This is a genomic window from Corallincola holothuriorum (assembly GCF_003336225.1).
GTDB classification, from domain to species: domain Bacteria; phylum Pseudomonadota; class Gammaproteobacteria; order Enterobacterales; family Neiellaceae; genus Corallincola; species Corallincola holothuriorum.
The window spans coordinates 184,117-208,842 of record NZ_QPID01000007.1; the positions used below are offsets into that span (position 1 = coordinate 184,117).

General features: G+C 47.9%; 22 protein-coding genes. 13 read left to right on the forward strand and 9 right to left on the reverse strand.

Going from position 1 to position 24,726, the window contains the following annotated elements; all coding sequences use genetic code 11:
- Positions 1-13 precede the first annotated feature (13 nt).
- The 3 genes from DU002_RS12845 to DU002_RS12855 all read left to right on the forward strand — a co-directional run bounded on the left by DU002_RS12845 (position 14) and on the right by DU002_RS12855 (position 5,072).
- Positions 14-925 (forward strand): histone deacetylase family protein, encoded by a 912-nt coding sequence (locus tag DU002_RS12845; protein WP_114338793.1) that lies wholly within the window; start codon positions 14-16, stop codon positions 923-925.
- 120 nt (positions 926-1,045) lie between these two features.
- Positions 1,046-1,642 carry a glutathione S-transferase N-terminal domain-containing protein gene (locus DU002_RS12850; protein ID WP_114338794.1) on the forward strand — a complete coding sequence of 199 codons (597 nt, stop codon included), beginning with the start codon at positions 1,046-1,048 and terminating at the stop codon, positions 1,640-1,642.
- Between the two features lie 190 nt (positions 1,643-1,832).
- Positions 1,833-5,072 carry a S41 family peptidase gene (locus DU002_RS12855; protein ID WP_233496494.1) on the forward strand — a complete coding sequence of 1,080 codons (3,240 nt, stop codon included), beginning with the start codon at positions 1,833-1,835 and terminating at the stop codon, positions 5,070-5,072.
- Positions 5,073-5,158: 86 nt separating this feature from the next.
- On the opposite strand, the gene DU002_RS12860 is transcribed toward DU002_RS12855, so the two are convergent.
- Positions 5,159-7,351 (reverse strand): prolyl oligopeptidase family serine peptidase, encoded by a 2,193-nt coding sequence (locus tag DU002_RS12860; RefSeq protein ID WP_114338795.1) that lies wholly within the window; start codon positions 7,349-7,351, stop codon positions 5,159-5,161.
- Between the two features lie 367 nt (positions 7,352-7,718).
- On the opposite strand from DU002_RS12860, the gene DU002_RS12865 reads away from it, so the two are divergent.
- Entirely contained in the window at positions 7,719-8,810 is a 1,092-nt protein-coding gene (locus tag DU002_RS12865; protein WP_158538053.1) for an OmpA family protein, read from the forward strand.
- A gap of 68 nt (positions 8,811-8,878) precedes the next feature.
- Here DU002_RS12865 and DU002_RS12870 read toward each other — a convergent pair whose 3' ends face one another.
- Positions 8,879-9,529 (reverse strand): CAP domain-containing protein, encoded by a 651-nt coding sequence (locus tag DU002_RS12870; protein WP_114338797.1) that lies wholly within the window; start codon positions 9,527-9,529, stop codon positions 8,879-8,881.
- Between the two features lie 102 nt (positions 9,530-9,631).
- Positions 9,632-10,309: a DUF4124 domain-containing protein gene (locus tag DU002_RS12875; RefSeq protein ID WP_158538054.1), complete on the reverse strand. Its 678-nt coding sequence runs from the start codon at positions 10,307-10,309 to the stop codon at positions 9,632-9,634.
- 332 nt (positions 10,310-10,641) lie between these two features.
- Here DU002_RS12875 and DU002_RS12880 point away from each other — a divergent pair, with 332 nt between their 5' ends.
- Both DU002_RS12880 and DU002_RS12885 read left to right on the forward strand, forming a co-directional pair.
- Complete coding sequence (locus tag DU002_RS12880; RefSeq protein ID WP_114338799.1) at positions 10,642-10,833, forward strand: hypothetical protein; 192 nt, start codon at positions 10,642-10,644, stop codon at positions 10,831-10,833.
- A gap of 18 nt (positions 10,834-10,851) precedes the next feature.
- Positions 10,852-11,244, forward strand: a complete 393-nt coding sequence (locus DU002_RS12885; RefSeq protein ID WP_114338800.1) for a hypothetical protein — start codon at positions 10,852-10,854, stop codon at positions 11,242-11,244.
- 38 nt (positions 11,245-11,282) lie between these two features.
- Here DU002_RS12885 and DU002_RS12890 read toward each other — a convergent pair whose 3' ends face one another.
- Entirely contained in the window at positions 11,283-12,323 is a 1,041-nt protein-coding gene (locus tag DU002_RS12890) for a carbohydrate-binding protein (RefSeq protein WP_114338801.1), read from the reverse strand.
- Between the two features lie 643 nt (positions 12,324-12,966).
- Here DU002_RS12890 and DU002_RS12895 point away from each other — a divergent pair.
- Positions 12,967-13,158 carry a hypothetical protein gene (locus tag DU002_RS12895; protein WP_114338802.1) on the forward strand — a complete coding sequence of 64 codons (192 nt, stop codon included), beginning with the start codon at positions 12,967-12,969 and terminating at the stop codon, positions 13,156-13,158.
- A gap of 247 nt (positions 13,159-13,405) precedes the next feature.
- Here DU002_RS12895 and DU002_RS12900 read toward each other — a convergent pair whose 3' ends face one another.
- Genes DU002_RS12900 through DU002_RS12910 form a run of 3 tightly spaced genes read right to left on the reverse strand, consistent with a single transcriptional unit; the run spans position 13,406 to position 16,538 of the window.
- The gene (locus DU002_RS12900) at positions 13,406-13,954 is read right to left on the reverse strand and encodes an HD domain-containing protein (protein WP_114338803.1); all 549 of its coding nucleotides are present in this window, start codon (positions 13,952-13,954) and stop codon (positions 13,406-13,408) included.
- The gene (locus DU002_RS12905) at positions 13,951-15,927 is read right to left on the reverse strand and encodes a cation:proton antiporter domain-containing protein (protein ID WP_114338804.1); all 1,977 of its coding nucleotides are present in this window, start codon (positions 15,925-15,927) and stop codon (positions 13,951-13,953) included. Before DU002_RS12905 ends, DU002_RS12900 begins: the two co-directional genes overlap by 4 nt.
- A complete protein-coding gene (locus DU002_RS12910; protein ID WP_114338805.1) occupies positions 15,924-16,538 on the reverse strand; it encodes an NAD(P)H-dependent oxidoreductase in 615 nt (204 codons plus the stop codon). Before DU002_RS12910 ends, DU002_RS12905 begins: the two co-directional genes overlap by 4 nt.
- Positions 16,539-16,789: 251 nt before the next feature.
- On the opposite strand from DU002_RS12910, the gene DU002_RS12915 reads away from it, so the two are divergent.
- From DU002_RS12915 to DU002_RS12940, 6 genes are all read left to right on the forward strand, one after another.
- On the forward strand, positions 16,790-17,413 hold the full coding sequence (locus DU002_RS12915; RefSeq protein ID WP_114338806.1) for a peroxiredoxin-like family protein: 624 nt from the start codon (positions 16,790-16,792) through the stop codon (positions 17,411-17,413).
- Positions 17,414-17,579: 166 nt separating this feature from the next.
- Positions 17,580-18,014: a hypothetical protein gene (locus DU002_RS12920; protein ID WP_114338807.1), complete on the forward strand. Its 435-nt coding sequence runs from the start codon at positions 17,580-17,582 to the stop codon at positions 18,012-18,014.
- 58 nt (positions 18,015-18,072) lie between these two features.
- Positions 18,073-18,678 carry a hypothetical protein gene (locus DU002_RS12925; protein WP_114338808.1) on the forward strand — a complete coding sequence of 202 codons (606 nt, stop codon included), beginning with the start codon at positions 18,073-18,075 and terminating at the stop codon, positions 18,676-18,678.
- 95 nt (positions 18,679-18,773) lie between these two features.
- Positions 18,774-19,145 carry a hypothetical protein gene (locus tag DU002_RS12930; protein ID WP_233496495.1) on the forward strand — a complete coding sequence of 124 codons (372 nt, stop codon included), beginning with the start codon at positions 18,774-18,776 and terminating at the stop codon, positions 19,143-19,145.
- 25 nt (positions 19,146-19,170) lie between these two features.
- The gene (locus DU002_RS12935) at positions 19,171-19,566 is read left to right on the forward strand and encodes an MAPEG family protein (protein WP_114338809.1); all 396 of its coding nucleotides are present in this window, start codon (positions 19,171-19,173) and stop codon (positions 19,564-19,566) included.
- Between the two features lie 112 nt (positions 19,567-19,678).
- Positions 19,679-20,719, forward strand: coding sequence for an isoaspartyl peptidase/L-asparaginase family protein (locus DU002_RS12940; RefSeq protein ID WP_114338810.1), 1,041 nt, complete (start codon positions 19,679-19,681; stop codon positions 20,717-20,719).
- Between the two features lie 99 nt (positions 20,720-20,818).
- Here the strand turns inward: DU002_RS12940 and DU002_RS12945 are convergent, their stop codons facing one another.
- Both DU002_RS12945 and DU002_RS12950 read right to left on the reverse strand, forming a co-directional pair.
- Complete coding sequence (locus DU002_RS12945) at positions 20,819-21,175, reverse strand: hypothetical protein (RefSeq protein ID WP_114338811.1); 357 nt, start codon at positions 21,173-21,175, stop codon at positions 20,819-20,821.
- A 127-nt stretch (positions 21,176-21,302) separates the two neighbouring features.
- Complete coding sequence (locus DU002_RS12950; RefSeq protein ID WP_114338812.1) at positions 21,303-24,359, reverse strand: reprolysin-like metallopeptidase; 3,057 nt, start codon at positions 24,357-24,359, stop codon at positions 21,303-21,305.
- Between the last annotated feature and the right edge of the window lie 367 nt (positions 24,360-24,726).

Below are 24,726 nucleotides of genomic sequence, written 5' to 3' on the forward strand. Positions count from 1 at the left end.
CAAACTGCCAACCATGCATCTGCCGATTGTTGCTCATCCTGATTACAGTTTTCCATTTCCCGCCGGACACCGATTTCCCATGGATAAGTTTGGCTTGCTGCAACAACGTATGCGCGAGTTAGGGATCCTAGAACAACATAATCTATTTCAGCCGACACCATGCTCCGCGGCAGAATTGAGCGTGGCACACTGCTATCACTATATTCAGCGCTTCAGCATAGATGCGTTGAGTGACCAAGAGTTACGCCGCATGGGACTCCCCTGGAGTGAAGGCCTACGCCAGCGCACCTTCCTGGCACCTAATGGCACTCTGCTGACTGCCGAACTGGCACTGGAATATGGCGTCGCCTGCCATCTCGCTGGCGGCACCCATCACGCCCATTACGACTTTGGCTCCGGCTTCTGTATCTTTAATGACCTCGCCTACGCTGCCCGCCAACTAATTCATTCCGGCAAGACGAAACGAATACTTATCTTTGATTGTGACGTTCACCAAGGTGATGGTACGGCACGAATACTTGAGGACGATCCAGAAGTATTCAGCTGTTCGATCCACTGTGAAAAGAACTTTCCCCACCGCAAAGCCATCAGTGATCTGGATGTCGGATTAGAAAAAGGGCTCGGCGATTTAGCCTACCTAAGCATCGTCAAACAAACACTGTTACAAGCCATTGAACTATCGCAACCCGATCTGGTGATCTACGATGCCGGCGTTGATGTTTATGCTAACGATCCTTTGGGATTAATTAACATTAGTCTCGAAGGGATCAGAGCCAGAGACCGATCGGTGATCGCCACCTGCGTGCAACAGCAACTGCCTGTGGCCACCGTGATTGGCGGCGGCTACGACAAAGATCAAACGGCGTTGGCTATGCGTCATAGCATTGTGGTCGAAGAAGCAGCCAAGCTGTTTGGCACGCACTAACATCGTTTCCATAAATGCCCCCAAAACACAGTAAGATCACCTGTTGCTAACTGCGCTTGTATTCGCGCCGACTTGCTTTAGCATCAAAGCATCATCCCCACAGAGCACAGTTCAACCACAATGAAGCTAATCGTCGGCACAGCTTCCACTTGGTCACTTCGTGTATGGATATGCTGCCAAATCGCAGCTATCAAAGTTGACCTGGTGGTCGTGCCATTGCAGCAACAAGGTTACCAATCACAGCTCGCTAAGCTATCAAGCACCATGCTTGTGCCCGTGCTTTATGACGGCGATATCGAAATCAATGATTCTCTCGCTATCACTGAATACTTAAATGAGTTAACTGATGGCGCGCTCTATCCAGAGGTACAAGCTGACCGAGCAAAAGCACGCAGCTTAATCGCAGAACTTCATTCAGGGTTTTTGAATATCCGGCAAAACTGCCCTTTTTCTACTCGCCCAGTGGCACCCATCACAGATACCGCTGCAATCGCAGCAGAGCTGGCCAGACTCCATGACATCTTCACTAACGCAGCAACACCTTTCATGTTTGACACCCCTGGCGCAATCGATGCGTTCTATAGCGTCATGGCTTATCGACTGAACGCATACGGGATCCATTTCGATGGCGACGCAGGCCGCTACCAACAAGCGTTGTTAGCATGGCCTCTGCTAAACGATGCAATAGCGCACGCTGAGCAATGGCAACAAACGTAGCGAGATAACATTTAGGGTTAATATCCTTAGTTAACAATCGGTAACAGATGTTCCCTAGGAAAATATTGTATCTCAGCCATACTCTACCCTTTGTTTGTTAATGATCGTTCACTACAGACTGATGCCAGTGGTCATACACAGGTAAAAAATCAGCTGCAATAAAAAACTTCATCTCCACAGGGACTTGTACATGAAAAAACATTGGTTATCGCCTTTGCTGCTGACCGCATGCATGGGATCCGGCGCAGCGTTCGCCGACAGTTCAGCCGCAGAAAACACCCATCTACTTCGTTTTGCCGATATTCATAAAGACAAAGTTAGCTTTGTCTATGGGGGGGATATCTATATCGCCGCCACTGCCGGCGGAACAGCCACAAGACTAACTTCCGATAAAGGCTTGGAGCTGTTTCCCAAGTTCTCTCCTGACGGATCGCAGATCGCTTTTTCTGCCGAGTACAGCGGTAGTCGCCAAGTCTGGGTGATGAACACCGACGGCAGTGATCTAAAACAACTCACTTATTACAACGATGTAGGGCCGATGGCACCCCGCGGTGGTTTTGACTATCGCGTATTGGATTGGACGCCGGATGGTAAGCATGTGCTTTTCCGCGCCAACCGACTGCCCTGGGGTAAACGTATGGGGCGCCCGATGTTGGTACCCGTCAACGGGGGGATGCCGATCCCCCTAGCTGTACCTGAAGGGGGTGGCGGTATGCTCTCACCTGATGGCAAAACCTTAGTTTATACGCCGATTGACCGAGAATGGCGTACCTGGAAGCGTTATAAAGGTGGTCGCGCCCAAGATGTCTGGACCTATGATTTAGCCACCAACCAGAGTCAACAACTCACCCACTACGACGGTACCGACAATCAGCCGGTATGGGTTGGCGACAACATCTACTTTGCGTCTGACCGCGAATATACCCTCAATCTGTTCCAGTATCAGGTTGATGGTGACCCGATCAAAGTCACTGACCACAATGACTTCGATGTGCTGTGGCCCAGTGCCGGTCCAGAAGCGATCGTCTATGAAAGTGGCGGCTTGCTTTATCGCTATCAACCTGGCGATAAAAACAGTACCTTGCTAAACATCAAGGTGGCGGGTGAACGCCCCTATCGGCAAGCAAAATTTCGCAATGTCGCCAAATTTGTTGAATCGTTCGACCTGTCCCATGATGGCAAACGTGCGCTGTTTGCGGCACGTGGAGAACTATTCACTGTGCCGGAGAAAAACGGCCCAACACGCAACCTGTCAAATACGCCAGCCGCACGAGAGCAAAGCACCAGTTGGTCACCCGATGGCAGATATGTCGCTTATCTAAGTGATGCCACCGGCGAATATGAGCTCTACATCCAGCAGCAAGATGGTAAGCAAGCGCCACAGCAACTCACCAAAAACAGCAGCATCTGGAAATTTGCTCCGGTATGGGCGGGTAGCTCAGACAAACTGGCTTGGGCAGATAAAAACCAAACCCTCTGGCTCACCTCTTTGAAAGGCAAAAAGGTTGAGGTCGACAGAGGACGCTTTGACGATATTACCTATTATCAATTTTCTGCCGATGGCCGTTATCTGACCTATGTCAAAATCGCTGAAAACGGCTTACCGCAGATCTGGCTTTACGACAGTAAAAATAATCAGCGTACAACCTTAAGTAATGGCCGGACCGCCGACTTTGAACCAACGTTCGATCCACAAGGACGCTACCTCTACTTTCTCTCCAATCGCGATTACAACCTGACCTTTGGCGATCACGAGTTTAACTACCTCTATAACAAAGCCACCCGCGTATACGCTGCGCCACTGCACGACGATGTCACCATGCCGGGTGCCTTAATCAGCGATGAAGTCTCAGTAGCTAAGAGTGACGACGAACAAGAAAAAGAGAAGGGGTCAGCCAATAAACCGATCACGCTCACGGCTGAAAAAATGGAGATGCTGGCTCAGCCATTGGCTGCGAAAGCAGGTAACTACACCCATTTGACGGCCAACGAGAATGATCTATTTGTGCTTGCGGGTATCGAACCCCCTTACACGTTGCAGATGATGGCTGTCGCGCTTGATGCCAAGAGCAAAAACGTAGCCGACAATGTGAGCGCCTATCGCTTGGCCGCTGGCGGTGAAAAGTTGCTGGTTAAGGTCAACGGTGATTTCTCCATCATTGATACCAAAGAGCAGCAGCAACCCACTAAAAGCAAACTAGATACGGCCAACATGCAGATGCGTATCGACCCGGCGATTGAATGGGTACAGATGTATGACGATGGTTGGCGTACGCTGCGGGACTGGTTCTATGATCCCAACATGCACGGTCAGGACTGGCAGGCGATCTATGACAAATACCGCCCATTGGTCGACCATGCCGGACACCGCACAGATCTTGACTACGTCCTCAGTGAAATTGCTGGCGAAATGAATGCCGGCCATATTTATGTGCAAAGTGGTGAGCAGCCCAAGGTTGACCGTGTAGAAGGTGGCTTATTGGGCGCTGATATAAAGAGCCACCCGTCAGGCAACTTTATCATCAGTAAAATCTTTAAGGGTGAAAACTGGCACGATGCGTTCCGTTCGCCGTTAACCGAGCCTGGTGTAAACATCAGTGAAGGTAATTTCATTACCGCGGTGAATGGCATCCCAAGTAATTCTGTTAGCAATATCTACGAGCTACTACAAAACAGTGCCAATAAACCGATCACCCTCAGCGTATCAACCGCAGCCAATGGCAAAGACAGTCGTGATCTGTTGGTTAAACCGATCAAGAGCGAAACCAACCTGCGCTATCTAGACTGGGTAGCAAGCCGCGCCGCTTATGTGGATAAGTTGTCTGGTGGCCGTGTTGGTTATGTGCACCTGCCTAACACGCTGTTTGCCGGCAACCGCGAGCTGTTCAAGCAATTCTTACCGCAGGTGAATAAAGAGGCCCTGATCATTGATGACCGATACAACGGCGGCGGCTTTATCCCTGAGCATATGATCGCCATGCTCGCGCGCGAACCGCTTAACTATTGGAAGCGCCGTGGTGCCGAGCCCAATGCAACCCCCTACTACAGCCATGTTGGCCCGAAAGCGATGTTAATTAACGGCTACTCCAGTTCTGGTGGTGATGCCCTACCCTACTACTTCCGCAAACTAAAACTGGGGTCACTGATCGGCACGCGCACCTGGGGTGGCTTGATTGGTATTTCGGGTAACCCAAGTCTGGTGGATGGCGGCATGGTGATCGCATCAACTTTCCGCTTTATGGATACCGATGGCAATTGGGCGGTAGAAAATGAGGGTGTATCGCCAGACATCGAAGTGATCGACCGACCTGAGCTGATCTTTATGGGTAAAGATCCCTCAGTAGAACGCGCAGTAGAAGAGCTATTAAAACAACTACCGGAAAAGCGTGCCGCCGCACTCCAAGCGCCACCGGCACCAACTAAGTTCTAAGAGCTTGGTGCTAAACACCTAGCTTCGCAAAAAAAACCCGGCATCAGCCGGGTTTTTTATATGCCATTGAAGGTATCAATAGATCGCTATAGCGATTTCACATCCATGTTGTACAGAGTAAAACCAAATATATCGGCGTACTGTTCTATGATTTTACTGGTTGGCGTGCCTGCACCATGACCCGCTTTGGTTTCTATGCGGATCAAAACAGGGTTAGGTCCGGCCTGTTTCTCCTGCAACTGCGCCGCAAACTTAAACGAGTGTGCCGGCACGACTCGGTCATCATGATCACCGGTTGTCACCAGTGTCGCAGGGTGACTAACGCCAGCTGTCACATTATGTACCGGCGAATAGCCAAGCAGATAATCAAACATCTCTTTGCTGTCTTCTGATGTACCGTAGTCATACGCCCAACCAGCGCCGGCGGTAAAGGTGTGATAACGCAGCATATCCAATACGCCTACCGCAGGCAGCGCGACCTTAAACAGCTCTGGACGCTGTGTCATGACCGCGCCCACCAGCAGACCACCGTTTGAGCCACCACGAATAGCCAGGTAATCACTCGATGTATATTGCTCCGCAATCAGGTATTCAGCCGCGGCAATAAAGTCATCAAACACATTTTGCTTCTGCATTTTGGTGCCTGCATCGTGCCAGGCTTTACCATACTCTCCACCGCCACGAAGGTTCGCTACCGCATAAACGCCGCCAAGCTCTAACCAGGTTGCATTCACCGAGCTGAAATAAGGCGTTAGGCTGATGTTAAAACCACCATAGCCATACAGAATAGTCGGTGTTTTGCCGTTCCTTGGTGTGCCCTTTTTATAGGTGATAATCATCGGGATCTTAGTGCCGTCTTTGGATTCGTAGAATACCTGTTCTGATTCATACAGCTCAGGATCAAACGGCGAATTGGATTTGCGATAGACATCACTGCTGCCCGTCGCGACATCCAGACTAAAAATGGTGCCTGGAGTTTTGTAGTTGGTGAAGGTGTAATACACCTTTTCCTGCTTGGCTTTGCCGCCAAAACCGCTGGCTGTGCCCGGGCCAGGCAATGCTATTTCACGCAGCAGCTTACCCTGCATATCAAATTGCTTCACTTGCGATATCGCATCAACCATATAGCTGGCAAACAGGCTGCCCCCTGCCGTGACGACATCCAGCACGTTATCAGTTTGCGGGATCAGATCTTTCCAATTTGCCGGCGCGGGATCGGTAAAACTCACTTCAACCACCCGCTTGTTTGGTGCATCAAGGTTGGTCACCAACAACAAACGCTCACCGTCGGAGCTCAATAGCTCAGTATCAGAATCGGTATGATCCAGCACGGTGACGAGCTGACTCTCTGGCTTAGAGAGATCTTTGATATATAGTTTATTACCGGAGGTTGAAACCGCAGCGCCAATACTTAAGTAACGCCCATCTTCACTCACTTCAGCGAACACGTAACGGTGCTTTTGTTCCGGCGTACCACCAAAGATCAGCGCATCAGCTGACTGTGGCGTCCCCAGCGTGTGGAAATATACTTTGTGCTGATCTGTCTTTGCTGACAGTTCACTGCCTTCAGGCTTGTCATAGCTAGAGTAATAGAAACCTTCATCACCCCGCCAACTGATGCCACTGAACTTAACATCCACCAGCGGCTCACCTTTCTGCGCCAACGTCTTCACGTCGATGATGATGATCTTACGCCAATCACTGCCACCTTCAGAGATCTGGTACGCCGCCAGTTGTCCCGTTTTGGAAAAACTGATCCCAGATAGGGAAGTTGTGCCATCGGCACTGAACTTGTTTGGGTCTAAAAAGACCGATGCGTCACCTTCTGGCTTACCATTGACCAGTGGCTGACGATACAAAACATCCTGATTTTGCAGACCATCATTCTTATAGAAATAGCTGAAATCCCCCTCAATAAACGGGGCGCTCACTTTTTCATAATCGATCTGCTTTTCAAGCACCTGTTCAATCTGTTCCCGGTAAGGGATCTGCTCAAGGTAACCAAAGGTCACAGCATTTTGCGCAGCAACCCAAGCCGCCGTTTCATCGCTCCGGTCATCTTCCAACCAACGGTAAGGGTCACCCACTAGGGTTTCAAAATAGGTATCGACCGTGCCGTCTTTACGCGTTTCCGGATAAACCAGCTGAAAGCCTGCCGCGGCCGCATCAACTTCTGTGGCAGTTGGTGTATCGATGTTGACCTCCGAGGGGGTTGGCTTGTTATCACTGCAACCAGCGATGGTGGTCAGCAATGCTAAAGACAAAATCCTAAACTTCATATCATTCCCTAATGAAACCAAAAGCATGTGATTCAACGAAACTATGCGTTACACACGCATTTGTCCAGTTCACAAAGGCACCTTTATAGCCGTCATTTCACTGAATATGTCTTATAAGTCTGCCACTTCAGGTTAGATTTAAAGGTCGCATTTACTTATAATGCATCGCGCTAAGGGCAACCGAGGCAAGCAGCCTGAGCATTAACAAGAACAAAGCCCACCTATTGGATAATTTAAGCCTAAATTGCCCCGTCAGAGTTTAGCTATCGTTCTTACCCTCTCAGACAATGTAACAAGCTGATTGACCCTAGTTTTTAGTTTCAAGCAGTCGAATTAATTCGTGATACACATGGATAAGGAATCACGCATGACAAGTAACCACACTTCACTCTATCAACGACTCTCGGCCACTGTCGTTATCCTGTTCAGCAGCATGCTGTTTTCAACCTCTGCAATCGCCGAAAAAGGCCAAGACCACCCCCGACTGGAAAGATACCCCGGCGCAGTGATAGAGCACTATGACTATAAAGAGTATGAAGAGGGGCAGCTAATCCTGAGTAAACCGTATGACAATGGTGATGACTGGACTGCAGATAAACTGATGCCTTTAGAAGGACAGGTCACCTATATCCACTACGAACTTCCAAAATCAGTCTCCACGCTTCAGGTCTTTCGTAATTATCAAAAAACCATTGCGAAATCTGGTGGAGAAATTCTATTTAACTGCGAACGCCCCTGTGTAACAGAAAATTTGGGTAGCCTAAAGTCTCTTGTCAAAGCAAGAGATCTCTATATGAATGGGCACGAGCAACTGCAGTACTTGGCCGCTAAAGTTGGCGATAGCTATATCTCCCTCTTCGTCAATCACATATACGAAACCAACGTATTTCTCTTCATCATCGACAAAGAAGGTCTCGATGATGACAAGATGTCACCGATGGCAGCATCACTGGCCAAAGACGGAAAAATCGACCTTTACGGGCTCTACTTCGATTCAGGCAAAGAGACATTAAAGCCTGAATCTGCGCCTGAACTGCAACAATTGTCGGAGCTGATGAAAAGCTACCCCGAGCTGAATATTCTGATTGTCGGGCACACCGACAATGTCGGCGACGACAGCTTAAATCAGAACCTATCCAATGGTCGAGCAAACTCAATTCAGCATCAACTTAGCCGTAACTATGGTGTGAAACCGCAACGAATGAACGCCATGGGCAAAGGCGAGTCAGCACCTGTAGCTGATAACTCGACTGAGTCAGGGCGTGCTAAAAACCGCCGCGTAGAGATCATTGCAATGAACCCGCAAGTGCTACAAGTAGCCATGGCATCACCCGCCAGACAACCCAATGCGCGGAAAGCAGAAGTGAAAGATGATAATAAAGATGACGAAGAAGGCTTAGGTATGGATGACGTTGACAAGCTACTCGACGTCTCTGAAAAGTTACTCGATCTGTTCTAACCATTATTGGTTTGTCATGCGCAAAAAAAGGGCCATTACGGCCCTTTTTTTGTATCCAGTTTAAGCCCCTACTGCGGACGGGCAAACACCTGGGTCCAATAGCGACCATAACTGGCGCTGCTGTTTTCAACACAGGCCAATCCCATCTCGGTCACGTTAGGATTCATAATATTACGGCAGTGACCGGGGCTGTTCATCCATCCATTAACCGCCTGTTGCGCATTAAACTGACCCGCGGCAATATTTTCACCATAAGAACGCCAATCGTAGCCTTGCTCCGATATGCGATCCCCCGGCGAACTGCCATCCAACCCAGTGTGATCAAAGAAGTCGTAGTTTGCCATGTTGGCTGAATGTCCTTCAGCGGCTCGGTCTAACAGGGCATTCATGGATAAAGCATCCACCGCTGGAAAGGCCTCTTCTCCACACATTTGCGATTGTGCGCGGAGCTGATTGATCAAGTGGATGACCTCTGACAAATCGTCATCACAAAGCACTTGTGAGTAGTCGATATTCTCTGGAGAGGGTTGCTCGTTGTCCTGCTCACCCTCTTCGCCATCACCCTCACTAGCTTGCTCATCGCCGCCGCTTTCATCACCTTCACTAGGCGTTTCGGCTTCAGGCGTGTCTGTGGTTGGCGATACTTCACCAGAAGAGGAACCTCCGCCACAGGCGAACAGAAAAAAGGAGGTCACCAACACAAAAAAGAACTTAGTCATACTTATTACTGTCCCAAAAAAGCCAAGCTAGCTCGCGCAATTAAAGCTCAGCATATCTACTCAAGGTAAAGAAAGATAATCAGCCGGAACTGAAACACTCTATCAGGGCGTCACCATGATGACGAACTGCTTGCCTTTGTATTTTGTCAGTGTGGGCTCGCCCAACTTATATTTGCTGATCGATTGCATCAGCTCAGCTAAGTAATTCTGACTTGGCGTGCTGCCTTTCACCATCAACACCCCGTCAATCACCTTAAACTTGCTGATAAGGATCTCACCTGGCACCTCTGCGCCCACTTGGTTAATCCAGTCTGCGTCACTTAGTACCTGCTTTTTTCTATCTTTAGCCGGTTTAATAAAACCCAGACTTTGAGTCTTAGTTTGCGGCTCCAAAATGTAGAAATGAAACAGTTCCTTGGATGCGCGCGCCGCTCCAGTATGCCGAGGAAGAACACCACCAAAGCCATTTTCAACCAACAATTCACTGAATTGTTGTCGCGACTTCGCTGAAGAGCTCTTTCCTGTAAGTAAAACACGAGGGCCTTTCTTTTCAATCGATACTACGGCCACACCTTCGGGCGTAAATCCAGCAATTTTACGCTGCAGATCATCAAGCCTATCAGCGACCGAATATGAGGTGAACGAGGCATTGGATTTAATCACCTGCGTAGAAAAATGGGTGACGCCATTTTCATCAACCCAAGAATAAATACTTTCCGCTTGAGCTGCGCTCCCCAAAACTAGACTTATGAGAATAAGCCAACGATAACAACACTTCACCTTAACCATCCATCCCTTGGAACAACAAAACTACAACGAGTAGTCAAGACTGTTTAAGCGGCGCATTATTCCATAAACCGTCAATAATTTCACGCGCCGTCAAAAAAACACCACGCGTAATAATCTTTGCAGAAAACGCGCCATACACTAGCTCAAAGCCAGTCACCATCAGTGTGATAGAGAGATATTTCTCAGTTTTATGCTCGCCAGCCAAAATTGATTTAGATCAACTCAACCTCAATGGTCAAAAAATATACCCCTTTATGGTAATACTCATATCCCGACGGCTTACTTAACCTCAATATAACTGAGGTTAATTCGGGTAGAAGACGATGACTCTTAAACAAGATCCACGCTGCTATACCAACGTCTGTATAAATGGTCTTTGGTATCACTATGATCACTGCAGTGACAAAGCCTATATCCTGAGAGGCGGCACCTCGCCGGAGGTCACGCTAGAGAAAGAGCCGCGTACGGAAGATGAACTAGTAGAGATGCTGAGGCATACTACACCTCCGTTTTAAATCACTGCAGTAAATTAGATGAGCCAGAGTGGGTCGAACAAGCGCAATACAGATTGGATTTTGTGGAGTGCATTACCAGCCTACTTTATTATTTGGCTGATCTTTCCCATCATAATGGCCGGCCCGCAATTTTGGTACTTAGGCAGCAGCCTAGGTGTGATTTATGTCGCCATGCATTGCTACGAGATGAAGTATCGCGGCCATTGCGGGCTATCTTCTGATGCCACCGCGGTTCCCGTCACGCTAGTCGCCGCCGGTTTGCTATTTTTTGTCAGCCACCGCAAAGATATTGGCATCGATGCCTCTCATATTGGTGACGGTCTCATTTGGATGCCACTCGCATTCATCACGGGTCACATCGCCGCATTCTTAGTGGTTATGATATTGAGTGCTTTGTTCGAAGACCAGTAACCAGTCTGCGTCGAAACAAAGCACTCACGGTCAACCCGCTAGCTCGCAGGTGTGGCTTGGTAAGCACCCGTTAGACTATTAAAAATGATACGAATAGAGCCCGCCGTATCAACTTTCATGTTCGCTCCATCAAGATCAGCGATACCATCACCATTGTCATCACCGAAATTGCGTGACCAATCGTCATAAACATCAAGTTTAAAATCGGTATAACCATCAAAATAGACAACAATCGACCAGGTATAATCATCGATCAAGGTCATTGGGATAGAGTTCCACCCCGTTGGTTGCCCACGGAAATAGACCTGAGGGTAACGCTGCAACAATGGCCGCTGCCCGATCGCATCGCCCGTGCTGAATAAACGATAATTTTTGCCGTAGTAGTTATCAATCTGGGTCTGTTGGCCCGAGCTATATTCCAAATAGAACTCGAAATGGCGGTAGTACTCAATATATTGTTCGCCCGTCCAAACACCACTGACACCGTTCGCGTCAGCAACGGTATGACTTAAAGTTAACTCTCTACGATAGCTATGCTCCCAGTCATCACCGGTATAAACCATGGTGACCTTATCCGCACTGCCTTGATGACGTGCCCGCGCCTTTACTGAGATCAACGATGAATCGCGGTAGGCGTCATCCAACGCGATGGCCTGATGCCGGAAGTCAGTTTGATTAGTGCCATCAAATTGATAGTTCTGTAGGCCATTATTATCCCAATAAGTTTGACCATTAACCTGATATTTAATAGCAAACTGGACACCAGAGACCGAGCCGGAGAGAGGCAAACGAAAGCTAAATGCTTCGTACCCATGACTGGTTGCCGCAACATAAAATGCAGGATGATCAACCCACTGGCCATCTTCTGCCTGATAGTGCAACCAAACCTCTTTAGATGGGCCGATATTCTTAACTTCAACGGCGCCTTCCAGCTCAGAATAGTCAAATCCGTTTTCATAGTAAGGTGTAAATTGAGCATGTTTCAGGCGAACCTCTTCAGCAGCCTCTGCAGCAAAAGCAGACAGAGACATCAGCAGGCAGCCGACAACGATTTTTAGTGACATAGCTTTTCCCAACATATCGCTTTCCTTGGAATATTTTGTATTTATGCCGCTACTTATGGCGCAGCGTGCATCGCAAAATATAGCAATGTGCGGAAGTAAGAATGGCGAGAATTCGGTCTAAGGACGAAATTAGTTCGCACTATGGTACTGATACCACAACCCTACAATAAAGCCGGACGGCTGTAACTTAGGACACTAGATAGCAATCTAATGAAATATAAGCGACAAACAAAACAGCTAAAAATCATAAGGATAAAGTAAAGAAAGCGACTAGAAGCCACCAGTAAAAAACAGGAAGGAAAGGCGAGCCAAAATGTTATCGATACCAAAAACAGACGCTATAAAAGACAGCCAACATTCAACCTGCCGACTTGTTTGGGCAGTTAGCTAAACGGTTCATTTTCGTTGCGACAAAGTGGCATCGCACTGCATCACCAGGATGGTTTTCGGAGACGATTTCAGTGGCACGGGATAAGGCGACGAAATAGCACTTAACCTGCCCACGTGACACTCATCGACCTTTGTCCAAAAAGATCGAGCAGGCAACAATCTCAACTAACGAACTGTTACCACCATCAACATATTGACCTTTTTTTATACAAATTAGAGTTAGGTTTTATTAGCCTCAGGATAAATAAGGTTAAATAGGTGGCTAACGATGACACTGAAACAAGACCCGCGTTGCTATAGCAACGTCTGTGTAAATGGACTGTGGTACCACTACGATCACTGCAGCACCCGCGCTTATGTTTTAAGAGGCGGCGCGACACCGGAAGTCACGTTGGCAAAAGAACCGAGAACGGAACAAGAGTTGGTCGAGATGCTGCAAAGTATCACCCCTCCTGCCTAACCAATCGGGATATAAGGCCTTCTTCATCGTCAAGCTACGGGATGAAGAGGGTTACGCAAAGAAACATCTATCAGTTTCCTGCTAGCTTAACTACTCGCTCGTTCATTCCACGTTTGACGATTGCTTGTCATCAGGAATATGAACAATACAGCGCCACGACCAACGGTAGTCATTCGCACATAAAAAAACGCCCTCTCCCAGCCTGACTATCTTGCGGTATTAAGTCACCTCATCACTCTATTTAGACTCACCACTTCATCATCGGTATGGGGTTAAATGGATTTTTCTTAAAGTGCTGCCAAGCCAGTTGGAGCAAGCGTTGATGAAAGCCGGCATTAGGAAATACCGCCTTAACCTGTTCAATAAAGGGTTTAGGAATGCCTTTGCCGATCTTACCAAACGACACATCCACCAAGTCGGCTTGTCTGAAGATCTCAACCAGTGGAAAACGCGGGTCCGTGTACGGGCGCAGTTTATGATGCATATCGATCATCAATAGCACTTCCTGCTCCCAGTCGACACGACCGCGTTTTTCCAGGTAATTCTTGGCTAAAGCCATTGAAGGCGGCAAATAGTCGACGGAACCTTCCGGCCATATACCTAAATCATGGAAGCAGGCGGCAATAATCAATTTCTCCCGCTCATCACCACGGCACTCATGCAACGCAAAACAGAAGTGCAGCATGCGGTACACATGATTCTTGTAGCCTTGATAATCAGCCATCAAGGCTGTTTGCCAAGAACCAAGTATCTCTTCAATCAGCGGGATCTCAGTTTCTATTTCTGGCTGTTTCATTGTCCGCTCCGCGCCGTACCATCAGTATCATCCGCTTGTTGCGCCTCTAACAAATCATCATATCCAGCTGGGGGCGGCGTCCATCCCCTTTCTTCATGGGAGTGTGTATCACTGCGATCTTTCTTCATCGCCTGAACCAGGGCACCATCTAACTTAATAAAGAGCTCTTTGTAACTGGCACTGATCCCCTTCTCATGCTTGGTACTTATCCAGTCCGCACGTAACTCAGGATGGTTTTCCAACTCTACCTGGTTGAAGGCCTGCTTAAGATTTTCAGCCTGAAATGGGTGATACCCGAGCGCCTTCAACGCTTCTCCCCCCATGTAAAGTGCCGAATGATAGGTCTCTTTCACAACAATATCCGCGCCGGCATGCTCAAGTTGATACTCATCACCACGGTCAAATGCACGGGCCAGCACCGTTAGATTCGGGTAATTTCGCTTCACTTCTTGCACTAGATGGATCGCGCGTTCTCTGTCGTCAATTGCCACCACCAGTAAGCTGGCCTCATCGATGCCCGCGGTATGTAACAGCTCCAACCGTGTCGCATCACCAAAGTAGCTCTTAATACAGATTTGTCTTAGCAAATCAACACGCTGCGCCTCATGATCCAATACTGTGGTAGAGACACCATTGGCAAGTAGCAGGCGATTAACTATCTGACCGAAACGTCCAACGCCCGCGATAATCACCTGGCCCTTTTCGTCAATCACATCCTCTTCTTGCTGCTCATTGGTCGCCTTTTCCATTTTTGGCATCAATACCTTTTCCAGTAAAATAAACAGCAGTGGCGTTAGAAACATGGACAGCGCCACCACCATCGCCAATAGCTCAACCATCTCTGCCGTTAGCACATTGATCTGCAGCGAAAACGCCAGCAACACAAAGCCAAATTCACCTGCTTGAGCCAAACTCAGCGTTAAGATCCAACGATCACTGCCGCGCACCTTAAAGACAATACTCAGCAGATAGAGCACCAGCGCTTTGGCAAAAATCACCGCCACCGTCACACCGATAAGAAATCCGAGGTTATCCACTAAGACAGTGAAACTGATCCCTGCCCCAACAGTAATGAAGAATAGCCCCAGCAACAGCCCCTTAAACGGCTCAATATTGGACTCAAGCTCATGCCGAAACTCACTGTTTGCCAACACCACGCCGGCAAGAAAGGTACCGAGCGCTGGTGACAATCCCACCATACTCATTAATGCCGAGATCCCCACCACCAGCGCAAGCGCCGTGGCGGTAAACACCTCTCGCAAACCTGACTTAGCGACAAAGCGAAACAAAGGCGTACTTAAGAATTGGCCCACAATAATCACAATGCTGATCGCACCTATCACTGCTAAGCCATAAATCATGGGGGGTAAATCAGCCAATGAATCATCAGCGTGGTGCTCACCTGCAGTGCCAGCCATCTCAGCACCGCCATGGACAAGATCAGCAACAACGTCAGGCTCGGGCATCGCCAAGAAGGGTAAAAATGCCAAAATGGGGATGACGGCAATATCTTGAAACAACAACACAGAAAAGGAGCTACGCCCACCTTCGGTATGGGACCAGCCTTTCTCACCATGGCTTTGCAGTACAATCGCTGTCGACGACAGCGCAAATATCAAACCAATAGCGACGGCCATGCGCCAATCAACAGAGAACAACAAAGCCGTGCCTGAAATCAGCAATGCGGAGCCAGCCACCTGCATACCACCCAGCCCGATGAGCTTACTACGCATTTGCCACAGCATTTGCGGCTGCAGCTCTAGCCCCACCAAAAACAGCATGATAACCACACCAAATTCAGCAACGTGCTGTAGCGTTTCAGTTTCAGCCCCAACCAAACCAGTCAAAGGACCGATAACGACACCGGCCACCAAATAGCCCAACACCGAACCTAAACCAAAGCGTTTGGCCAGCGGCACCATAATGACGGCAGCCACCAGATAGACAAATGCTTGCCCTAAATACGCCGTCATATCGCCTCCGAAATCAGCTGATCTATCTGCTCTGTCAGGCTACGCATCTTGCAGCCTTTTTCGATATCAAAACGCCCTTCGGTCATAGCCAGAAGTAACCTCTGCCATGCGTCGACATGTTGTTTTAGACGCTGTTCTGCAGCAGCTGTGCGTGAACCGAAAAGGGCAAAAGGTGGTAAATACCGCATACCGCATGCATCCGCCATCTGTTGCAGTGGCTGCAATAATTCATCCAAGCGGAAATGATTGTAGCCTTCAGCCTTGTATGCCTGCTCAGAACCACCAGCCGTCAACGCGTTCAAAAACCACTTACCCTGCAACGCATCACCGCCCTGCCCATAAGCAAAGCCATACTCCAAAACCAGGTCTTGCCACTCTTTTAAAATGGCAGGTGTGGAATACCAATAGAGAGGAAACATAAAAATAACGATGTCATGGCTTAGCAGTCGCTTCTGCTCTCGATCGATGTTGATGCAGTAATCAGGGTACTCTCGGTATAGATCCACACAGGTCACGCCATCGATTTTCTTAGCGGCCTTATAAAGCGGCAGGTTTACCTCTGAGCGATGCTGTGAGGGGTGAGCAAAAAGCAGCAATATCTTTCGTTTCATAACAGCCTGACTCTAGATTTTTCACACTGCAATTAATCATGGCAAAAGATGACTATTAAACAAGCAGTTAGTTTTGTTTGGCCCAACGCACCAAAGCGGTTTCAAGAACGTTACATCAGATCACAACAACACTTTGCTAGGCTTTGCCACTAACCACCTGTTCTTTTTTGACTAGCGCTGAAAGAAAACCAAGCAACAATCGGTCTCATTTCCCGAGCTACATTTATCTTTTTTACAAGGACAATTTATCCATGTTGAAACAATTTGTCGGCGGACTGCTCGCTGCACTTATTCTCATCCCCACCGCCGTAATGGCAAAAATCGCCGATGACGCAGAATCGGTTAGCCCATTAATGAATGGTCAAACCGTGCCAGATGTTCAGGTGAAAGATCTGCAAGGTACTGCAATTTCTCTACTTGAACTAAGCAAGCAGAAGCCTACTGTGATTATTTTCTACCGTGGTGGCTGGTGTCCGTTTTGTAATGCGCAGCTGAGTGGCCTGCAGGAGATAGAATCCAAGTTGGCAAAAATGGGTTATCAATTGCTGGCTATATCGCCAGACACCCCAGCGCAGTTAGCCGAAACCAGTAAAGACCGAGAGCTGGGCTACCAACTGTTGTCGGATCGTTCGTTGGCAGCGAGTCAAGGGTTTGGTCTGGCGTTTTATCTAGATGATAAAACGGCTGAGCGTTACCGCGGAAAAATGGGGGCTGTTTTTGCGTCTGAGCAGGGGGATGATCGCATCGTACTGCCGGTACCCGCAGTTTATGTGGTCGATCAACAGGGCTTAGTTCAGTTTAATTATGTCCATCCGAACTACAAAGTCCGCATTCAGCCCGAGCTACTGCTAAAAGCTGCTGAACTGGCGCTATAGAAATAGTGCCAGATTTGACAGGCAGATATCTTTGGCCGCAGCGCCAGGGGTATCCGTGATATCGACGATTAATCTTAGGTTTATCACCCCTCCAATTTCCTCCTCCAACATTACACACCTGCTACTCTTATAGTCATCACGTTCACTCTTCAGCCAAGGACGCGCTATGACACCCCATCAATTTCCCAGCCATGGCAAGCTTCAGTTATCGATATCGGAAGGCCTGTTGATCATTGAAGGCGAAGGCCCGGCCAATATAGAAATGATCATGGAGTACCAAGCAAGGGTGCAGAGCTACCGCGAACTATTAAAAGAGAAACCGTGGGGCAGTTTGGTGTTGCTGAAAGGGATCCCGCTACTGCCTATCGAAGCCAAACAAGCGATGATTACCACCATTAGACATGCCACAACACTCAACCTAGTAGCAACGGCGGTGGTTATTGCAGATCCGCACTATGCAACGACAGTAGAGAGCTTTTGGACATCTATCTATGAAAATACCGAGCTACCCTACGCCTTCTTTACAAATATTGATGAAGCCAAGCAGTGGCTGCACCACCAAATTTCACAATCAGAAAGAAATGGAACCAACGTCTACTAAATCTAGGTTAGGATGGTTGCAAAGCTAACGTGCTGGAATTGGACAGCACAGAATTTGGGTGAGTTTTATCAGTAACGCAGCCGTGATTAACAGCCAAGAAAAGTCTGTCGGAAAGGTCTTTTATATTCTTGCCGGACTCATGTTCACAGTGTGCCTGTTATCAGCTATTTCAATCATACGAAACGAAATATCACTCAAGCCGCTGTTTTTTATCACACCATTTTTGGCGATGGCCGGCCTGTTTTTTTTAATCGGAAAGTTCCAAAACCGAAAATTTATGATGCTCGGCCTCACGCCACTCACGCTTCACGTCGAGCGCAGTTCAGAGTCGACGCTTTTAAGCGGAACAATATTAATCAAGCAACCCGATTTTCAGCGAATAACCACATTAAAATTATCCTCTATATGCACATCCCACAGCCAAACCACGGGCAATAGTGCTGCAGAGCTTTGGTCTACCACCACAACCGTTGAGATTGAGTTACAAGCAGGAAAATCTCTGCTTCATTTTCGTTTTCATGTACCTAAAGATGAAATAATCAGAACCAACAATCCTCTCAGCAACAATAGCTTTCATTGGGAAATTGGCTTTCAGTATGTCTATCGAATGGAAAATATCACCCGAACCTGGAAGATCCCGGTGAAAATGCTACTTGCATCGTAAGCAAATAAAAATACTCATTAATATAGATGTCACACGGGCTATCTAGCTTAAACAAAACGCCGAAGACAGAACAAACACACATAAGGAACACTACTTTGCCGATTAGTCAGAACCAGATGCATACGGTATTAACAGAGCTCGGCTGCCGTACCAATTTTAGTATCAAAAAAATCACTGAATATATGCTGCCAGATTCAAAAGAAGCGTTTTATATGTTTGTCGAAAATGACGCTGCGCAACTGATTATTCGTCCAGCGTACGAGCTATTCCTAAGTGACTTGAACAGCATTGATGGCGTTAAGTCCAAAGCGGGCTATTGTCATTACTCTGAAATGACGCGATTTCCAACCCGAGTTCACAAATCCGCCAACCCTATCCATTATGGTATTGCGTTCACCTTTAAAGATGAAAACGCAGCAAAGCGCTGCGTAGAAAAAATAATAGTGATCACCCAAGGACACGGCTAACTTCCCATATCTGGAGGATAACGAAATGCTCTACCCAATGTTTGCCATGGTGATGTTAACCATGCTGGTGCTTGTCTACATGGCAGTGATCCGAGTCCGCTCGGTAGCCAATAAGCAAGTCGATGCCAAATATTTCCGCCTGATGGAAGGTGACGGGCTGCCCCGCCATGTGGCTCAGGCTGGACGCCATGTCGCTAACCTGTTCGAAACACCCGTGTTATTTTATGCGGCAGGCATTTTAACCATTGTCATGAATCTTTCTGGCACACTCACCATCGCCTTAGGCTGGGCTTATGTGGGGTGCCGCCTCGTCCACGCCGCGATCCACCTCACTTACAATCACCCCCTGCACCGCATGCTGGCTTTTGTTCTTAGTTTGTTATGCATCATGGGGCTATGGCTGATTTTGATTATTAAATAGCAGCCAAAAGAGTGGCGCATCTCTTTACGAAATTTAGCCTTTTCAAATAAAGAAGTATGGTTAAATGGTGCTACGCAACACATTATCTTTTCAGTAGATACGGGCGAATGTAATGAGAGCTTGTTTAACGATCCTCGCAGTATTAGCAATCAACTTATTAATACCAACATGCCATGCTCAGGACGAAACGGCCGTGCCCATCACCATCGTCATTCATGGTGGCGCCGGTACCATAGAGAAGGCCAAATTCACGCCGCAGCAAGAGCAAGCTTATCGCGCCACACTGAAACAAGCGGTAGAGGCCGGCTATGCCGTACTGAAGATAGGCGGAAAGAGTCTCGATGCCGTCACCACGGCTATTAACGTACTTGAAAGCTCTCCCTATTTTAACGCCGGTGTCGGTGCGGTTTATACCGCCGAAGAAACCCATGAGTTGGATGCTTCAATTATGGATGGCAGCAACCGTCAAGCCGGTGCCGTTGCTGGCGTTAAACATGTCGAACACCCGATCGATCTGGCCAAACTGGTTATGGAACGCTCACCCCATGTCATGCTTAGTGGTGAAGGCGCAGAAGCGTTTGCTAAAGCCAGCGGCGTAACTATGGTCGACAACGCCATGTTCAACACCGAGCATCGATATGAAGCACTCCTAAAAACCAAAAAGAAGCTACGTGATGCAATGGAGAAAACACCCGACTATCAAGCCGCACACGACCTACTCGACCCTAAATTCAAAATGGGCACAGTCGGCGCCGTCGCCTTAGATAGCTTGGGCAATCTGGCAGCAGGTACTTCCACGGGCGGCATGACTAACAAGCAGTTCGGCCGCGTCGGTGACTCGCCGATCATTGGCGCAGGCACCTTTGCTGACAACGCCTCCTGTGCGGTTTCTGCCACCGGTCATGGCGAATACTTCATCCGTTATGCCGTGGCTTCTGATATCTGCGCCCGCGTGGCCTACCAAGATAAAACCATTAAACAAGCAGGCTATGAGGTGATCCACCAAGTGCTTCCCGAAGCGGGTGGGACGGGTGGTGTCATCATCCTTGATACCCAAGGCAACATCAGCATGCCATTCAACACAGCGGGTATGTACCGTGCTTACAAAAACAGCCCGGAAAACACCTATGTGGCTATTTTTAAAGACGAGTAACTATCTCTAACACCTCGATTTTTTATAGCTTATTCGTGGTAACAATGCGCATGGGGAAACTGGAGGCCTGCTTTAAAAAAGGCTTCCACTAAAGCAGAATTACTGACCCGGTCCACTTTCCTGTGGTGGACCACCAACACCGCCGTTTGGCCCCGATTGCGCATCATCTGCAAACAGCGCTGGGGATACCTCCTCAGGGGGCGGTGATGATGGATTAATTTCATCGATGGGCACCTCTGGTGGCACTGGCATCGCCGCTTCAGCATCTTCAAGTCCTGGCGGCATAGGGTCCAAAATCGCTTCTTCAGAAGTAACTTCAGGACGAGATAAGTTGTAAGCATGCTTTAACACTTTTTTGTCGGCAGGCTTGCCTAAATTAAGAGACAATTGGCTGACTACACCGATCACGATTAACGTGATAATGCTTCCACCAATCACCCATTTTATATTTGCCATTAATAACTACCTAGTTAATGAATAGGTTGATTTTGAACCATGAGTTTTAGATTAAGACGTCTGAACAGTAAAATAAGCGCAGCTTCATTGAGGGACGACCTTGATAACGCTGCGCTTCTGAACGAACTTACTTAACGATACTCAAAGTGTAACTACCACCACCTTGCGTGCTATAAACGCGATAGTAGTAATAACCTGAACCGGCTTGATAACTGATGGATTCGCTAGAATCTCCGCTATTAGAAACACGGATCCGAACCCAGTTACGACCATTCCACTTGTAGAGGTATAAATCAAAGTTAGCGTTTTCAGGCCCTTCCAGTGTCGCCGTTAACGTACCACCGTTGTATTGGAAGTAGTTCCCGTTTGGCTCAACAACACTGCCGCCAGAACTAGAGATAACTCCCTGATAAACATCACCTCCTCCCGTTAACTGAATCGTGGCGTAGGCAGACGCTTTACCTCTACCTCCGCATTCATTGATAGCAATAATACGCGCGTAGGCTGTCCGCTCACTGACGCCTGTAACGGTAAAAGTGGTTTCAGTGGTGGTTTGGTAGTTCAGCCATTCACTTCCACTCCAGGTTTGCACCTGGTAAGAAGCTGCACCATTCACTGAGCCCCATGAAAGGGTATATGCCGCACCACCAACATCGGTGACAGTGGGTCGATTTGTGGCAGGCAGTTCATCACAGGGTTCAACAACAAGATTGATCGTCACATAACCAGATGCATCACTGAGCGAGCCACAATTGCTTGCCGCAATAACACGGAGATAGACGACGGCATCCGTCTCATCGTTTACCGTCAATTGAGTCTCTGTGACGCTCCTAAAATCTTGCCACTGCTTGGCTGTATCGTTCCAACGCTGCACTTGATACAACCCTGCGCCATTAACGGCGTTCCAAGAAATGGTATAGGAGTTTGCGCCCACATTACTTGCAACCGGTGTTGATGGCTTCACTGGTGCGGTACATGGTTCACCGCTCAAATCGACTTCAACATAGGCTGAAGCTGTCCCTCGTTCAGCACAGCTATTCACACCAATAACACGTGCATATGACATCGCCTGCTCATCAGAAATAGTCGCTGTCATTAGTTCGGTTACTGAGTAGTCTTGCCACTCATCGCCTTCCTTCCAGGTTTGAACTTGATAGGTTTCGGCGTTAGCAGCGGCGCTCCAACTGATTGTGTATGTATTCGTATCGATGACATCAGCAGTTGGCTGATTCGGCGTGGCAGGTATTTGGCACTGACTTCCACCATCGGAATCAATAGCAAAGTCATTCGCGCTGACCGCAAAAAACACGTTATCACTACAGCTTACTTTGACACGAGCAGCTGACACTTTCTGGTTGGGAAATACCACTGATGCGCTGCCACTATTCGCAACGCCCGAAGCCAACGTCTGACTGAACGTTGCACCACCATTGGTAGACAAGGCGATATCAACACTTGCACAACTGATAGGTGCGCCCGACGTACCCGCCGTATTCCAGGTAATATCACGAGTACCCGCAGCCACGCTCTCTCCGCCGTTGGGATAGGTCATGGCAAAGGCTGCACCGGTATTTTTAACCGTCACCTTCGTTGTGTCGTAATGTGTGCCCCCTTTGCCATCTCGCACGATCAAACGGAATGTCATATCGCGATTGGCTGTAGGGTAAGACTCCCCAAGTACCGTTGAACCGTCCAACACATCCTGCATTCTCGGGAAGGTTCTTGATGGTTCATTCGTTGGTTTCCAGGCCCGGAAGATCGTCCGCTGACCATCATCACGAATATCACTGGCATCATCTTCACGCGGCCCCAGATCAAATTGTTGCCACTCATAAGTGAGCGTGTCACTCTCGCCATCAGACGCCGAGCCAGTCAAGGTAAACGGTGTATTCGCAGGAATAGTGTAGTTGGCGCCTGCGTTAACTAAAGGCACAGAATTACCTGTCGATGAGTTCTGTGAGCAATTGCCGCCACTGGCAATGTAGCTACGGATTTGATCCAGTGAACGCGAATGGAAAAACGGATCTGAATTGTTTTGTGTATTAATGCCGCTACAGATACCGGCATAGCCCATGATCGTGCTACCACTGCCCGGCTCATAAGCGCTGCCACTCGCACGGTTACCGTTACATGACCCCCTGTAACCATTAAACGTATGGTCGCCACCAAACTGGTGACCAATTTCGTGAGCAACGTAATCTACGTGAAAAGAGTCATTAACCGGATACCCACTGCCTGTGGTTCCGCCCGCTTTATAACTGGAACACACCGCTCCCAAATAGGCTAACCCACCACTACCCGTTGTCACAACGTGGCCGATATCATAGGCGTTAGATCCAATACGACTATTGATAGCACTGGCGTTACGATCAATATCGCCGCCATCATTACTAAATGGATCGGTACTGGGGTTTGTGAAAATAAGCTGGTCATTCTCAGGGACCAGTGTCAAATGAATACCGAGTTCAGACATATAGATGCCATCCACCCGGTTGATCATGGTGACGACAGCAGCTAAGCCGCTTTCAACAGTACCCCCATGAAACTGCGTGTACTCGCCGTTAGCCGATACAGCAATACGATATGTTCGTTTTAATACTGCATCTCCCGCCGCGGCAGCTACCACGATTTGCTCTGCACGTTCAGCAAGAGGGATCAAACGTGGTGCATGACGATCTTGTTTCACCTGCTCAGACAGAGGTAACGCATCCGTGCGTCGATAAGAAATATATTCACGTTTATTACTACGATATTCAGGATCAATAAATAACACATCACCATCACGTACTAGCATGCCGTGAAAACCGGAAGGTGTGATTTCAAAACGCGCCCAATTATCAGGTTCACCAGACTCAACGCCGGTAAAAGTCCGCATATTAGGAAACTTTTTGCGGAGTGACTCAGGTAAAACATCTGAAGGAGTCAAAATAAAGTCTGAGAAGGTGCCATCTGGTAAAGGCAATGTAATGACAGTGTCGCCATCAACGTTTAACAGTAAATCACTCAATGCATCAATATCGACAGCATAACGACTACCGTCACTTGAGCGGCTAGCCAACTCAGTCATTTCAACTTTTACTCGCTTTGCCTTAGTGATCGGTTGCCAATCACTAAACTGACTTGCGTGTGCGAGTGAGGAGGATAGGCCAAACGCCAACAGCATCCCCGCATAAAGTTTTTTCATAAATAGACCCTACATTTAATTAGAAATTATTTATCTGGCAATATAAATACGAAAACTAATTTAGAATAAGTATTAATATATTTAAACGAATCCAGATAAACATAATTCTTTCTTATTAAAAACATTCGGTCAACATAAAGCTAACAGAACAAAAACAACAAGTTACCCTAATACAGAGAGTGCTTTAAATAGGATAAATTAAATAACAAGAATAAGATTTAGGGTGAGAGTAAGAAATAAAAATCTAAACAAGTAAAATTAAATACAAAAGCTTAACTCTAAACTTTTCCAAAAGAAATAACGCCAAAAGTATTTGGCGTTATTTCTAATAAACATAATCTCTGTATCTACTAATCTAGAGTCAAGT